The organism is Brevinematia bacterium (assembly GCA_039630355.1).
In the GTDB taxonomy this organism is placed as follows: domain Bacteria; phylum Spirochaetota; class Brevinematia; order DTOW01; family DTOW01; genus SKYB106.
In genome coordinates this window covers 1-14,768 of record JBCNVF010000055.1, presented here as the reverse complement: position 1 = coordinate 14,768, position 14,768 = coordinate 1, and the positions used below count along the sequence as shown (strand labels likewise).

13 protein-coding genes are annotated in these 14,768 nt (G+C 37.5%); 7 read left to right on the top strand and 6 right to left on the bottom strand.

Going from position 1 to position 14,768, the window contains the following annotated elements:
- Positions 1–425: 425 nt before the first annotated feature.
- Positions 426–1,628, top strand: coding sequence for an acetate kinase (locus ABDH28_04285; protein MEN2998233.1), 1,203 nt, complete (start codon positions 426–428; stop codon positions 1,626–1,628).
- A gap of 50 nt (positions 1,629–1,678) precedes the next feature.
- Positions 1,679–2,533: a peptide chain release factor N(5)-glutamine methyltransferase gene (gene prmC, locus ABDH28_04280; GenBank protein MEN2998232.1), complete on the top strand. Its 855-nt coding sequence runs from the start codon at positions 1,679–1,681 to the stop codon at positions 2,531–2,533.
- Here prmC and ABDH28_04275 read toward each other — a convergent pair.
- The 3 genes from ABDH28_04275 to fliM form a co-directional block, all read right to left on the bottom strand.
- On the bottom strand, positions 2,527–3,726 hold the full coding sequence (locus tag ABDH28_04275) for a DUF1577 domain-containing protein (GenBank protein MEN2998231.1): 1,200 nt from the start codon (positions 3,724–3,726) through the stop codon (positions 2,527–2,529). The genes prmC and ABDH28_04275 overlap by 7 nt on opposite strands.
- An 89-nt stretch (positions 3,727–3,815) precedes the next feature.
- Positions 3,816–4,838, bottom strand: a complete 1,023-nt coding sequence (locus ABDH28_04270; protein ID MEN2998230.1) for a FliM/FliN family flagellar motor switch protein — start codon at positions 4,836–4,838, stop codon at positions 3,816–3,818.
- Position 4,839: 1 nt separating this feature from the next.
- The gene (gene fliM, locus ABDH28_04265; protein MEN2998229.1) at positions 4,840–5,883 is read right to left on the bottom strand and encodes a flagellar motor switch protein FliM; all 1,044 of its coding nucleotides are present in this window, start codon (positions 5,881–5,883) and stop codon (positions 4,840–4,842) included.
- Positions 5,884–6,612: 729 nt separating this feature from the next.
- Between fliM and ispG the strand changes: the two genes are divergently transcribed.
- Positions 6,613–7,695: a flavodoxin-dependent (E)-4-hydroxy-3-methylbut-2-enyl-diphosphate synthase gene (gene ispG, locus ABDH28_04260; GenBank protein ID MEN2998228.1), complete on the top strand. Its 1,083-nt coding sequence runs from the start codon at positions 6,613–6,615 to the stop codon at positions 7,693–7,695.
- Between the two features lie 3 nt (positions 7,696–7,698).
- Here ispG and icd read toward each other — a convergent pair whose 3' ends face one another.
- On the bottom strand, positions 7,699–8,907 hold the full coding sequence (gene icd / locus ABDH28_04255; protein MEN2998227.1) for an isocitrate dehydrogenase (NADP(+)): 1,209 nt from the start codon (positions 8,905–8,907) through the stop codon (positions 7,699–7,701).
- Between the two features lie 394 nt (positions 8,908–9,301).
- Between icd and amrA the strand changes: the two genes are divergently transcribed.
- Positions 9,302–9,865, top strand: a complete 564-nt coding sequence (amrA, locus tag ABDH28_04250; protein MEN2998226.1) for an AmmeMemoRadiSam system protein A — start codon at positions 9,302–9,304, stop codon at positions 9,863–9,865.
- On the opposite strand, the gene aroE is transcribed toward amrA, so the two are convergent.
- Complete coding sequence (gene aroE, locus ABDH28_04245) at positions 9,840–10,685, bottom strand: shikimate dehydrogenase (GenBank protein ID MEN2998225.1); 846 nt, start codon at positions 10,683–10,685, stop codon at positions 9,840–9,842. The genes amrA and aroE overlap by 26 nt on opposite strands.
- Complete coding sequence (locus ABDH28_04240; GenBank protein ID MEN2998224.1) at positions 10,682–11,395, bottom strand: VIT1/CCC1 transporter family protein; 714 nt, start codon at positions 11,393–11,395, stop codon at positions 10,682–10,684. The genes aroE and ABDH28_04240 overlap by 4 nt, the downstream gene beginning before the upstream one ends.
- A 214-nt stretch (positions 11,396–11,609) precedes the next feature.
- On the opposite strand from ABDH28_04240, the gene ispF reads away from it, so the two are divergent.
- The 3 genes from ispF to ribB form a co-directional block, all read left to right on the top strand.
- Complete coding sequence (gene ispF, locus ABDH28_04235; GenBank protein ID MEN2998223.1) at positions 11,610–12,095, top strand: 2-C-methyl-D-erythritol 2,4-cyclodiphosphate synthase; 486 nt, start codon at positions 11,610–11,612, stop codon at positions 12,093–12,095.
- A 183-nt stretch (positions 12,096–12,278) separates the two neighbouring features.
- Positions 12,279–13,691, top strand: a complete 1,413-nt coding sequence (locus tag ABDH28_04230) for an exopolysaccharide biosynthesis polyprenyl glycosylphosphotransferase (protein MEN2998222.1) — start codon at positions 12,279–12,281, stop codon at positions 13,689–13,691.
- Positions 13,692–13,760: 69 nt separating this feature from the next.
- On the top strand, positions 13,761–14,768 hold a 1,008-nt coding region (ribB, locus tag ABDH28_04225), incomplete at its 3' end, for a 3,4-dihydroxy-2-butanone-4-phosphate synthase (GenBank protein ID MEN2998221.1).

The following is a 14,768-nucleotide window of genomic DNA, read 5'->3' as shown; positions in this document are numbered from 1 at the left end:
TTTACCTGCCCTTTTAGGGATTGAAACACAAAAAGGGGCGCGTTTGTCAAGCTTTTTATTCTGGTTTTTACCTGCCCTTTTAGGGATTGAACGGGATGAAACCATAGTACTCAAAAACACAACTTCTACGATGTATTCTAGAAAGTGACTTGGGATACTGAAGACTTAAGAAGTTTGTAGAGGAGTTTGGTAAAGATTAAAGTGAAACAACCTCCTATCGCCCCGTAAAATAAAGACAAAAGGTATATATGAATCGCAGAAAAACTATAAATCACTTCATCAAAAACTTTCTATTTGATCTTCCACCAAACTCAGGAAGAAAATAGCGGAAGTTGCCCTCCTATACTTCGCTACTACATACAAAGGAAGTCATGTGAAAGATACATTGAAAGCTTTTTGCTACATTGTTTACACTTAATTTTGCCATGAAGGTGCTTGTTATAAATTCTGGAAGTTCATCAGTAAAGTATCAGCTTATTGAGACTGAAACTGGTGAAGTTTTCCTAAAGGGGCTGATTGACAGAATTGGTAGCATAGGAGCCACTCACACCTACACTTTGGGAGGTGAAAAGTTTAAGGAAGATATTCTGGCTAGGGATCACAAAGAAGCTATTGGGTTAGTGGTCAAACTAATCACAGCAAATGAACTGAAGATAGAAGCAATTGGACATAGAGTTGTTCATGGGGGACACAAGTTCTTTGAGAGCGTGCTTATAGATGACGAAGTCATTGAATATATAAGGGAATTTGGTAAACTTGCTCCTCTACACAACCCACCGAATCTTATTGGGATTTTAGCTTGCAGGGAAATCTTGCCAACTATTCCTCAAGTAGCAGTGTTTGATACTGCCTTTCACCAAACTATACCTCCAGAAAATTACCTATATGCTATACCATACAAATACTACGAGATATATAGAATAAGAAGATATGGTTTTCATGGAACATCACATAGGTATGTAGCAATCAAGACTGCAGAACTGTTAGGACTAGAGCTTAGCAAAGTGAACTTAATAACCTGTCACCTAGGAAATGGAGCAAGCATAACCGCTATCAGGGAAGGAAAATCTTTTGATACCTCTATGGGTTTTACTCCTCTTGAGGGACTGATAATGGGAACAAGATGTGGCGACATAGACCCTAGTGTTCCACTGTTTATAATGGATAAAGAGGGAATTTCTCCTTCAGAAATGGACAAAATCCTTAACAGAGAAAGTGGAGTTTTAGGTATAAGCGGACTTTCCAATGATATGAGAGTAATAGAAGAAGAGTATGAAAAAGGAAATGAGAAGGCTACCCTAGCATTTGATATGTACTGCAGGAGAATAAGAAAATACATAGGAGCATACTTCTTTGAGCTAGTGAGAGTAGATGCAATTACATTTACCGCAGGAGTAGGTGAAAATTCACCTCTTACCAGAAGCAAGATATTAGAAGGACTTGAAGAAATTGGCATAGAAATAGACGAAGAATTAAACACAAAAACCGTGAGAGGACAAGCAGGAATAATATCAAAGCCTTCTTCCAAGGTAAAAGTTGTAGTCATGCCTACTAATGAAGAACTTGCTATATCCAAAGATACTGAGAAAGTGGTCAAACAATATTTTAATACTCTCGCAAAAAGCTAACCTCAGTTGCAAGTGTTGGAACTTAGCAATTGTTTCTTTATATTTTTACTATGAAAATCATTGAGGTATTTAAAGAAAGCTTAAAGCTCCTATCCTCATCTGGCTTACCTACCCCGAAAACCGATGCTGAAATAATAGTTTCACACGTACTGAACATAAACAGAGTGGATATCTACCTACTTAGAGATACCGAAGTTTCCGAGGAAAAACAGAAAGAGATATTGAGCCTTGTTGAAAGAAGAAGCAAATTTGAACCTCTTGAGTATCTTATTGGGTATAAATATTTCTGGGGACTGAAGTTTAAAGTAAGAGAAGGAGTTCTCATCCCTAGATTTGATACCGAATCATTGATAGATGTAGCAAAGAATATGTGTAGATCTCCAGAGTATATTCTTGATATAGGCACAGGCACTGGAATAATAGGAATAACCCTGAAAAAAATCTTTCCAGGTGCCTATGTAGTAATGAGCGACATATCTGATATTGCAATTGAGACCTGCCTAGAAAACGTGAAAAACATCCTTGGAGAAGTCCAGGGAGTGGAGATTATAAAATCTGATGTGTTTGAGAATATATGGGAACGCATTGGATGGGGAAAGTTTGACCTCATAATTTCTAATCCTCCCTACATATCAAGCAAAGACTATAAATATCTACCTAGCGACGTGAAAAAAGAACCAACGATAGCTCTATATGGTGGAATCCTAGGACTAGATTTCTATATAAGGATTGCTGACAGGGCAAAAGAATTTCTTAGAAAGAACGGTAAAATTATTCTAGAAGTGGGGGATGAAGCCCAAGCAGAAAAAGTCAAAAAGTTCTTTTATCTGAAAGGGTTTAGAAACTTTATGATCTTCAGAGATATATCTAAAGAAGTTAGAGGAATAGTTGTGATGAACTATTGAGTCTTTTTCGCAAGTCTATGAGCTCCCTTTCTCTCAAGATCAATTATGGAATTTACAAAGTTCTCCAGTTTTGTTTTATCTTTCCAATCTATGTTTGAAGAAAATTTTAAACCTACATCAACAAGAGTATCCTCAACCCTGCCATATATGTTAGCAACCGAGGCCAGAGTTTTTATAGATGTAGTATCTGGGAAATATACTTGACAGAAAACCCTTTTGCCTAATCTAGTATACTTCGGGAAGATAGGATCTTTTATTACAACTCTCATACCACCAACACTTATATCCATTATTTCTTGCCGGTCTCTAGTTATTATCTCAAATGCTCCCTCTGTTTCAAGCTTAAGAGATGCATTCTGTGAAACTCCAACCAATCTTTTTATCATTCCAGGCGACAGTTTCTGGGTCTTTGACATTACCCTTATTACCCCTATAGCCTCCTCATCAAACATTATTGGCACAACAGCTTCACTTATTATTCTATTCTCAATATAAAACTGCCTGATCTCGTCTATACTCTTACTTATCTCGGAGTAACTCTTACCAGCTTGAGATAAGAACTTTATGTAATCCTCATAAGAAACCACAAAATCTTCCTTGATTTTGATATTGGATGTATCAAATACAGCAAATGGTTTCTTGTGTAGTCTGACCAAGTGATATATTACACTTTTCTCTGATCCATCAAACAGCATAACTTTGGCAAAATCGTAGTTTTCACTTCTTCTTATATTGCTCTCAATTGTTTTGAGAATTGCGTCTATTTTCTGTTGAAGAGTGCTATCCTTTATAGTTGGGTCTATAACCTTCATTGAAAGAATGGTATACATGTTAGTTATAAGGGGATTCCCCTTAACATCAATCCTCACATATTTCCTTTTTGGATGCATTATGAGCCTGTAAGGGAACTTCAAAACGGTTTTATCAAGCAAAACTGAATCAAATTTGACGGTATTTGCCCCATATCCAGCTTCAACAAGAGCACCTACTCCTATACACTCCTCAATTGAAGAATTTCCAGTTATAACAGTCACTTCCTTGATGTTGATAATATTTGCAGAAAAATCGCTAATAGCGAAAGAGACAACTATTCCATTATTTGTTTTCAAACTTAAAGTGCTTTTATTTTCCTTCAGGTAACTGAGTATTTTTTCTATCCTACCCTGATCCTCAATTATTTCTTCAGTAATCATCTCCTGTTTCCCTGGATACCGCTATCTAAATAAATTGTCGGCAAAAAACCTTTTCAGTTTATCCTTTTTCAGAATACTTGAACATTCTATCAATGTGGTTGACTATTTCTGTTATTCTTACGCCGAAGCTTTCCTTCAATCTCCTTTGCAATCAACCTTCCATTGACCAATATATCTACAGGCTCACCTGCAAGTTTATCTAATTCAACTACCGACCCCTCTCCTAACTGCAGAACCTCCTTCACCAACATTTTGGTTCTACCAAGCTCAACAGTTATCTGCACAGGAACATCAAGAATCAGCGCAAACGACCCTTCCGCTTCAACCGAAACTTCTTCCAAAGAACCAAACTCTACTGGTCTTACTACAAGTTTCCCTTGCTCCTCAGCCTCACCCTTTGTTTTTAGCACTCCCCTTTCCGCTTCAGGTATCTTCTTGGTCGTGTAAGAAAGAATTATCTGTTTTGCAGTATTCTGTGGCAAAATCCAATACATTCTACCTTGTCTACTACCCACTCCCATTGAGAAAGACACCATCAGCAACGGAACATTAGGAAAAGTCACATTCCTAATATCAGATAACTTCTGCACAATTGGTGCCCCTGCTGCCAAGATTTTCCCAGTTTTTTCGCTCAGATTGGTCACAAAGTTAGATATAATCATAGAAATATTTTGCTGGAAAGTCGCCATGATCAGGTCCGATAGAAGTGTATTCGCCTCATCTCCTATCAACGGATTCATGATCGCTAAAAGCGCGTTGGAAGGATAAATAAAATGCACCTCACCTGTAATATTACCAGAAATATTAAATCTAACATCCACAGATTCACCCACAATCTCCATAGATAACCTAGAACTATCAAAAGTATCTATACTTAAACCAGAAATGACAACTTCCTTTCCAGGTATTTGCGCCCTAAGCATACTTCTCTGAGCTTCCAATATTTGCTTAAAAAGCTCGGTAAGATTACTTCTGTCTATCTCTGTCAAAAGACCTTCACCTGTATCTACCGCTCTAGTCATATCAAAACCCTTAAAGGTATCAAATGTATCAGTCGCACTAAGAAGTGCATCCATCTCTTCTTGCGAAAGATGTCCCTCTCCTCCAAACATACTAGTCCTCCACCTCCCTTAAAACTAATTCTAATATATCTTCTGACAACCTTTCTATTATTCCAGTTATTTGCACAGCAACTTTCTTTCCAACTTTACCAGGCCTACAGTAGAACTTCTCCTTATTCTCAACCTTCATTATCATGTTATCCCTCATACTCTGATCAAGCCTTATGACATCCCCAGGTTTAAGCTTCCTAATGTCCCTAAACTTAAGGGTAGTAGATCCAATTATAACACTTATGTCAAGCTCAACTTTATTAAGAGTATCCTTGACCAAATCCAATGTTTCCTTAGTCATAATTTTCTTTATACCAGAATACCAGTACTGCGCGCTAAGCTTTGACATTATCGGCTCTATTGTAACATACGGAACACATAAATTCATCATACCTTCGGCCTCACCTATCTTGACATCAAAGGTTATTAGAACAACCATATCTGTAGGAGGCACTAGCTGAGCAAACTGAGGATTGACTTCAATATTACCCAACCTAGGTCTAAGATCAATAACATTTGCCCACGACTCCCTAAGGTTAGATAGAATCCTAACTATAACACTTTCCATAACAGATTTTTCTATATCCGTTAGCTCTCTGTTATCCTTCAATGTTTCACCTTTACCACCAAACAACCTATCTATCACCACAAAAGTTATGGTAGGATCTATCTCCAAAACCGCACTACCTTTAAGAGGTTCCATATTTATTATTCCAAGCGTTGTAGGAGAAGGAATACTTCTGGAAAACTCTTCATAGGTAAGCTGATCAGTAGAGGCAACATGAACTTGGACAACTAATCTTAGTTGTGCTGAAAGGAAAGTTGAAGTCAATCTTGCAAAAGTCTCGTGAATCATCTGCAGTGTCCTCAACTGATCCTTGGAGAAACGATCAGGCCTTCTAAAATCGTAGCTTTTTATATTTTTCTTTATTACAGAAGGTGAGGTAGGTTCCACACTAAGTGAGGAAATCTCTTTAACCTCACCACCCGTCTGTAGGGCTGAAAGAAGATGGTCTATTTCCTCCTGAGATAAAACATTCGTCACACTCCACCTCTCTACAGATATATTATAAAAAAAATTCTATAATTTATCAAATGTTTTCCACAAAAATTCTCATCCATACTACCACAAGCCACCCAAGCTCTATTCTCTGCTAATCTCCATTCCACTTCCCCACCGAAACCAAAAATCTCCACCTCCTAAAAATTTTCGGAAACACTAAAAAAATCCCAACATTATGAAGTTCTTAGCCCATAAAGCTTAGCATATCAGGAATATAACTACTCTACAACCTCTCTATTAAAGAGCCTCTGATCCTACAGTAAGCCTAACAAACCTAACAATAAAGATGTTTCAAAAGTAGTAAAAAGCTAAATAGCCTTAGCTTCTACCTCAAACTAACTATCATAATCTATATATCACTTCTGATATACATCTCTTCCAATCCGACTTTGCAACTGTCATGTTCCCAAAGTCAAGAAATCCCTTTAATCAACTTGTGTCCTTTCTCCTTGCAGTTCCTTTCAGGACTGGGTGAATACTCTTCTAAATAAGTAAGGAAAAAACTTAGAATCTTGTTTGCTTACCTATTGAAAATTGGAATCTATAGCCTTACATCTTTATCATTTGACTTGCTAAGCATATCAATGCTATATTTATCAAAGCTGAAAACTGAACAAAGAGAAAGCAAACAACGAAAGCATATTTATTTAGAGGAAGCTCATTCCTATGCAAGGTGAATAAGAGACTTCCTCCATAAGTGTCTTCAGAAGTATGATAAAGAGAAGAGTAAGTAGGAAAGTAAGAGTAGGTAACCTATTCATAGGGGGGGATTATCCAGTAACGGTCCAAACAATGCCAACTGTCAAGACTACCGATGTAAAAGCAGTGATTGACACAATAAGAAGGTGTGAGGAAGCTGGAGTAGATATTGTGCGTCTGGGAGTGCCGGATATTGAATCCGCAAATGCAATAAAGAAAATAAAGGCAGTCGTAAAAACACCAATAGTAGCAGATATCCACTTTGACTACAAATTAGCGCTTGAAACAATAAAAAACGGAGCGGATAAAATAAGACTCAATCCTGGAAATATAAAAGAGAAGTGGAAAATAAAGGAAGTTGTCAGAGTTTGTAAAGATAACGGAATCCCCATAAGGGTTGGAATCAACGCCGGATCAATTGATAGGACAAGATACCCAACTCCCTCACCAGAAGCACTAGTATCCTTTGCCCTTGAAAATGTAAGAATACTTGAGGATCTTGGATTTTATGATATAGTAATTTCTGTCAAACACACCGATGTTTTATCTACCATAAAGGCCTACAGAATGATAGCTTCCATGTGCGACTATCCTCTACACTTAGGTGTAACTGAGGCTGGAACAGAGTTTAAGTCAACCATAAAAAGCACTCTAGGAATAGGGATCTTGCTTATGGAGGGTATAGGCGATACAATAAGAGTATCGCTAACTGGAGATCCGGTAAAAGAGGTAGAAATAGGAGTAGCAATACTTCAACAACTCGGATACAAACCTACATATATTGAGGTCATCTCATGCCCTATGTGCGCAAGAGCAGATGTAGATATCATAGAATTAGCCAACAAATTTGAAGAGAAGGTAAAAAATCTAAAGAAAAAACTGAAGGTAGCAATAATGGGATGCGTAGTAAATGGTCCCGGAGAATCAAAAGATGCAGATATAGGAGTATGCTGTGGTAAAACAACATCAGTGATATACAAAAGCGGGAAAATCTATAAGAAGGTAAAGAATGAAGAAATTCTTAGCTTCCTTTTAAATGAGATAGAAAACTTTGAACAAAAGTTCTCCACAGAAAACAGACTGCCGGGAAACTAGAAGCTACAGATTTTTAATTATCAACTCTCCAAATTCAGAACATCTAACCTCTCTAGCATCTTCCATTTCCCGAGCAAGATCATAAGTAACTGTTCTCCCTTGGATTACCTTTTCTATAGCACTCTGTATCAACTGCGAGACTTCTTTCCATCCTAAATACTCAAACATCAAACATCCGGAAAGTATGAGAGAAGAAGGATTTACCTTATCCTGACCTGCGTACTTTGGAGCAGAACCATGTGTTGCCTCAAAAACAGCGTAAGGATTTCCTATATTGCCTCCTGGGGCCATCCCAAGACCACCAACCTGCGCTGCCAAAGCATCTGATATATAATCTCCATTGACATTCGGGGCAACTATTATCTTATAGTTTTCAGGCCTTGTCAAAACCTGCTGAAACATATTGTCTGCTATGACATCGTTTATAAGTATCTTCCCCTCTCTAGATACACCAGATCTAACCTCATCTTCAGTGACAACATACTCTCTATATTCACTTAGAGCTACCTCATAACACCATTCCCTAAATGCCCCCTCTGTAAACTTCATTATATTGCCCTTATGCATAATAGTTATTGTATCAAAACCTAACCTAATTGCGTAATCTATTGCCAACCTCATCAGTCTCTTCGTTCCAAATTCAGATATAGGCTTTACTCCTATTCCAGCATCATCTCTTATTGTAATCCCAAACTCTCTTTTCAAAAATTCTCTAAACCTTTTAGCTTCCTCAGAATCACTTCTCCACTCAATACCAGCATATAAATCTTCAGTAGCTTCTCTAAAGATGACCATATTCACCTTCTCTGGGTGCTTAACTGGAGTAGATATTCCCTTAAAGTACCTCACAGGCCTTACCACAGCAAATAAATCCAAACTCTGCCTTATCGTGACATTCAAGGACCTTATACCTCCACCTACAGGTGTGCTGAGAGGCCCCTTTATTGAAACTATATGCTCCCTGATAGTATCTAGAGTTTCCTTAGGCAGATACTCTCCAAACCTTTGATAAGCTTTTTCTCCAGCAAATACCTCTATCCAGTTAACTCTCCTCTTACCCCCATAAGCCTTATACACAGCTTCATTCCATACAGGAATAGCTACTCTAAATATGTCTGCTCCTATTCCATCTCCCTCTATATAAGGAATATCAACCTCATCAGGAACAATCAGTCCACCATTCCCAACACCTATCCTCATAACATTACTCAAAACCCAAATAATTTTCACAAGCCACGGCTTTCTCTTTCAACTTGCGCCTAAATTTGGTTAAAGTATCTAATTAATCTTTTTCAGCGTTTCATAGGTATAACCCACAAAGGTGTTAAAAGGTTTGACCAGACCACAATAGATTCCAACTTCCATTAGGTAAGTAAGCAGAGTCTAAACTTTTTGTCTACTTACTCACTTCAGCTCTAGATGATGCTCACCAGTTATAAGACTTTACTTCACACCAAGCCTCTTAGGTACTTTAAGTATTCACCCGTCAACAGGGCCTGCAAGAAGAGTAAAAGAAAAGCCTTACCTAGTTGTTAGATCTTGGAATTTATTGAAATAGGCCATAACTTTAATGAAAAAGTGCTCGGAATGATTTATAATTCTAGATATGCTTAGTAAGGAAGATAAAAGGAAAATTCTAGAACTAGCAAGGAATGCTATTGAATCCCTGTTTTACCCTGAAAAAAAAGAAGAGCTTTGGAGACGAAAAAAAGCAGTTGAAAAACTTCAACTCAAAAATGGAGTATTCGTAACAATAATGAAAAGAAACAACCTACGAGGATGTATAGGCTATATCTACCCTGTTAAAGAATTCTCAAACCTTTTGGTGGACACAGCAATTTCTTCAGCAACCAGAGACCCGAGATTTGATCCCCTTTCACCTGAAGAACTAAGTGAGATTGAGATAGAAGTGTCAATACTTTCCGAACCTAGGAAAATTGATTCAATCTCAGAAATAGAAGTTGGTAAACATGGACTAATCGTAAGAAGAGGCCACCATCAGGGACTATTGTTACCCCAAGTAGCAACTGAACATAATTGGGATAGAATAACATTTCTTCAACACACTTGTATAAAAGCAGGCTTACATCCTATGGAATATAAAAAAGAAGACACAGAAATATATGTGTTTACTGCTGAGGTGTTCAGTGAATCTGAGTTAAAAGAGTAATGAGTTCTTCCTTAAAATAGTAGATATCCCGCCTATCTAACCAAATCCTTTCCTGCTCTAATGCCTGAAATACAAACATATCAATACCATAAATAACCAGACAATTCTTTTCTTTTGCACATCTTATAAGCTTAGTCTCAATAGGAGTATAGATGGTATCAAAAACTATGTGTTTACTTTTTAGTAATGATACATCAATGGGACTTTCCTCAACGTTAGGAAGCATTCCAACAGGCGTGCAATTAGCAATAACATCAACCTCATCTATCACTTTATCAACACTTTTCAGATCAATTCCTTCAGTTTTCTCAAAGAAAGATTTTACATCATTCACCAACCTACGAACCTTCTCCTCAGTTCTTCCAGAGATTACAAGTCTTGATATATTCATTTTCGCGAAAGCTAATATACAGCTTCTTGCCACCCCACCACTACCGACTATTAGCGCAGTTTTACCACATAAATCCTTAACTCCTCTTGACTCAAAGGATCTCACTACTCCTTCCACATCAGTGTTATATCCCTCCAAAACACCATCTCTATTTTTCACAGTATTTATAGCCCCAACCCTTAGAGAAACTTCATCAACTCTATCAACAAACTTCATCGCTTCTACTTTGTGGGGAATAGTTATGCTTATACCCTTTATTCCAACATCTCTTGCAAACTCAAAGAATGTTTTCAAACTCTTAACCTCAAAAGCGACATACACTGCATCTATACCCATTTTGCGAAATAGAAAGTTATGGACCAGAGGTGATCTAGAGTGCTTTACGGGGTTACCTATCACGCAGAAAATTTCGGACCTAGCGGATATCACCTTCCACCCCCAACTAGATATCCTATTACATATCCTGCAAGAGCGGAAAGTATTCCTATAACCATAAGCTTTATTCCCCCTTTCAAAGGATTACCGACCGTAAGCTTAGCTTTAACATAACCTATAATAATTAGCGCCAATGCAGACACAACCAAAGAGCCTATCCAAGCATAACTAACAGAAAGAAACATCACTGGCACGATCGGCAGAAAAGAACCGATCAAAGCGGAAAGTCCAACTGTAAGAGAAAACTTCAGAGGTTTCCCGTGCGATATCTTGCCAAGCTCTAACTCATGAGCCATCATTATCTCAACCCAAGCATTTTTGTTCCTAGAGACAATATCCACCAAAGCTTCAGTATCACTGTCTTGAACTCCCCATTTTTTAAATATCCTTCTTATCTCCTCCTTCTCTATCTCAGGAATATTTTCAATGTCCTCTCTTTCTCTATGTAGCTCCGAAAGATAGTTTTCATATTCAGCTTGCTTTGATGTATAAGCAACTGCTGCCATGGAAATACTCTCAGCAAAAGCTGCTGCAATAGCTCCAGCCAAAATAACCTTTATATCAGAAGTTGCTGCAATTATCCCAAGCACAACACCAAGAGTATTGACAAGACCGTCTTGTCCCCCCAATATTATCTCGGAAAGAATACTAGCAGACTTTTTCTTCCTATCTTCAATATGAGTTTCTACTTCCTCCCCAATCATACTTCAACCTCCAACAACAAAGAAGTTTTTGTTGGAATAATAAACGATCGGAAACACTAAATCACACTTCAAAAGAACTTAGTCGACCATAAATGCTACCCTCCTACTCCCTACTCCACTACCCACAAATCCTCCAATTTGATCTCTAGCATTCCTTCATCCATACTATTTCTTGTGACTTACAACAAAAAATCTCTTAACGGAGAAACATAGAATGGCTCATTATAGAGTAGGTCAAGGTTTTGATATCCATAGACTAGTTGAAGGTAGAAAGTTTATACTAGGAGGAATTGAAATACCGTATGAGAAGGGTTTCTTAGCACATTCTGATGGTGATGTGCTTGCACATGCTATCACCGACGCCTTACTCGGCGCTATTGGTGAAAGAGATATAGGATACCATTACCCCGATACCTCACAAGAAACCATAAATATGAACAGTATGGAAATTCTCAAAAATACCCTAGAAAAAGTGTTCTCAAGAGGATTCACTATTGAAAATATTGACTCAACAATAATAGCAAATGAACCAAAACTGCAACCTTACATTGAGAAAATCAAGCAGAACTTATCAACAACCCTTAATATTGATAAAGACAGAATAGGCGTGAAAGCTAAAACTACGGAAGGATTCTTCTACAAAGATGAAGCAGTAATGGTATTTACCACCGTGCTACTTAAGCTCATAGAAAATACCTGAATCACCTCATAAGTTTTCCCACAAGTCTTACAGATACTTGCTGAGAAACGTTAACCCGCTCCCGAAGAGAATGTGAGGGAAGTAAAAACAAAACTATACTCAACTATTAAGTTTTAGATCCTATATAAAATTCACCAGAGAAATTTGGTAGTAAGCACTCGGTTAATTTAGAATAATTACAGTATGTTCCAAATGCGCTCAACTGTAAGATTCTTAGTTCTCTTGGCATTAGATTTGTTAGCAATATACATAGCTAACTACCTCGCTATGGCAATCAGGCTGTTTATAGTCAACTATACAACCTACACCGTTCCCGATAACCTACCACCAATACTAGGTCCATTTTACCCCTCTTGGATATGGATAGTGTTTCTGACTATCTCAGCCTTCCAAAAGCTATACACAAGCACATTTTCCTTTTGGGAAGAGTCAAGAAGAATCATCAATATTGCAATTATGAGCTTCATAATAGCAATGTCCATATCATACATAGGTAGATGGTATGATTTAGACAGTAGATTTTTAGTTGTGATAACATCCTTACTCTACATACCTACATCAATGACACTAAGAGGCATCGCAAAATACCTTATGTATTACATCCCTATCTTCGTATTTAGGACCGTAGTCATTGTAGATTCAGAAAACGCTAAAAAAATCCTTTACGAAGTTGTCAAAAAAAACAGATCTCTGCTTGTGAGAATAAGAAGAATAATTTTTGTAAGAAGATATGACGAAGAAAACTTGGAGAGAATAAAAAATAAAATTAGTAAATCCAAAATGGATCTAGCACTGATATATCTTGATAATGCTTCTGACGAATTCTTTGCAAAGCTCATATCACAGATACATTCCTCTATTAGGAAAACTATGGTTATACCCAGCACTGCTAAAATGCCTTTGCTAAATAGTGAGATGCTGTTTGTAATAGACCAAAACGTTCCCTTCATCTCCGTAAGAAACAATCTTCTTTTGCCAATAAACAGATTTTTGAAAAGAACCTTTGACATAATATTCAGCCTTATTGTTCTCATCTTTATTCTTCCAGTAATTGGCCTACTATCTCTTCTTATTGTTTCTGAATCTCCAGGTTGGCCAATATACAAATCTAAAAGGGTTAAGAAAGGGGGGAAAACATTCTACTGCCTGAAACTGAGAAGTATGTATGCTGATGCTGATGAGAGACTTAAAGAAATTTTAGAAAGCGATCCTGCAAAAAAGGAAGAATGGGAAAAATATAGAAAGCTAAAGAATGATCCAAGGGTAACCAAAATTGGCAAAGTGCTTAGAAAGTTTAGTTTAGATGAGTTACCACAGTTCATAAACGTGCTTCTAGGAGATATGAGCGTTGTAGGCCCTAGAGCTGCATTTGAGGAAGAAATAGAAAAGTATTACAGGGAAGAAGGTAAAATGTATTACTATGCAGTCAGACCTGGTATTACTGGGCTGTGGCAAGTTTCAGGACGAAGCGAAACTGACTTTGATTTTAGGGTTAGAACCGAAATATGGTATGTTGAAAACTGGTCATTCTGGCTTGATATAGTTATAATTCTTAAAACAATATCTGTTGTAATAAAGGGTAAAGGAGCATACTGATTTTTGAAAAATCTTGCTCGTTTTCTTATATTTTATTTGTTCCCGATTTCTATACCCTGAGGAACGGATATGTTCAACAACATTGAAGAGATTATATCTGATCTTAGAAATGGGAAAGTCGTAATAGTTGTTGATAACGAGGATAGAGAGAATGAAGGAGATCTCGTCGGAGCAGGCCAGTTCGCAACTCCTGAAATGGTGAACTTTATGATGAAACATGGCAGAGGACTTATATGTGTTCCTATGGATGCAAAACTTACTGAAAAGCTAAACCTATACTTAATGGCAGAAAATAGCTCAGACAATTTTTCCACATGGTTTACTATCTCAGTTGATGCTAAAGAGGGAACCACTACTGGAATATCTGCTTATGACAGAAGCATTACAATAAGAAAGCTAGCATCAATTGATGCTAAACCTGAAGACTTTATCAGACCTGGACATGTCTTCCCACTGAGGGCTAGAAAAGGAGGAGTTGTAGTAAGACCTGGACATACTGAGGCAACAGTAGATCTGCTAAAAATAGCAGGACTTTACCCTGTTGGAGTAATATGTGAGATTGCAAATGATGACGGAACAATGGCTAGGTTACCCCAACTTGTAGAATTTTCCAAAAAGTTTGGTCTAAAGATGATAAAAATAGAGGAAATAGTAAAATACCGCTGGAAAACCGAAAAACTTGTTGAAAAAGTAGATGACGCACTTTTACCAAGTAAATATGGAAACTTCAGAATAATCGGCTACAAAGAAACCTTCGGCGACAAAGAACACATAGCAATCATAAAAGGAGATGTAAAAGATAAAGAAAATGTATTGGTCAGATTGCACTCAGAATGCTTTACAGGAGATGTATTAGGCTCTCTAAGATGTGATTGCGGAAATCAGCTTGCCTATGCTCTGGAAAAAATCGAAGAAACTGGAGAAGGAGTAGTAGTATACCTGAGACAGGAGGGAAGAGGAATAGGATTACTTAACAAGATCAAAGCTTACAAGCTGCAGGATCAGGGATTTGACACTGTCGAAGCTAACAGAAATCTTGGCTTCCCTGATGACGCTAGAGACTATGGTGTTGCATAT

Coding starts and splice junctions, on each gene's coding strand:
- ABDH28_04285 (MEN2998233.1), top strand. CDS start 426: ATGAAGGTGCTTGTTATAAATTCTGGAAGTTCATCAGTAAAGTATCAG.
- prmC (MEN2998232.1), top strand. CDS start 1,679: ATGAAAATCATTGAGGTATTTAAAGAAAGCTTAAAGCTCCTATCCTCA.
- ABDH28_04275 (MEN2998231.1), bottom strand. CDS start 3,726: ATGATTACTGAAGAAATAATTGAGGATCAGGGTAGGATAGAAAAAATA.
- ABDH28_04270 (MEN2998230.1), bottom strand. CDS start 4,838: ATGTTTGGAGGAGAGGGACATCTTTCGCAAGAAGAGATGGATGCACTT.
- ispG (MEN2998228.1), top strand. CDS start 6,613: ATGATAAAGAGAAGAGTAAGTAGGAAAGTAAGAGTAGGTAACCTATTC.
- amrA (MEN2998226.1), top strand. CDS start 9,302: ATGCTTAGTAAGGAAGATAAAAGGAAAATTCTAGAACTAGCAAGGAAT.
- ABDH28_04240 (MEN2998224.1), bottom strand. CDS start 11,395: ATGATTGGGGAGGAAGTAGAAACTCATATTGAAGATAGGAAGAAAAAG.
- ispF (MEN2998223.1), top strand. CDS start 11,610: ATGGCTCATTATAGAGTAGGTCAAGGTTTTGATATCCATAGACTAGTT.
- ABDH28_04230 (MEN2998222.1), top strand. CDS start 12,279: ATGTTCCAAATGCGCTCAACTGTAAGATTCTTAGTTCTCTTGGCATTA.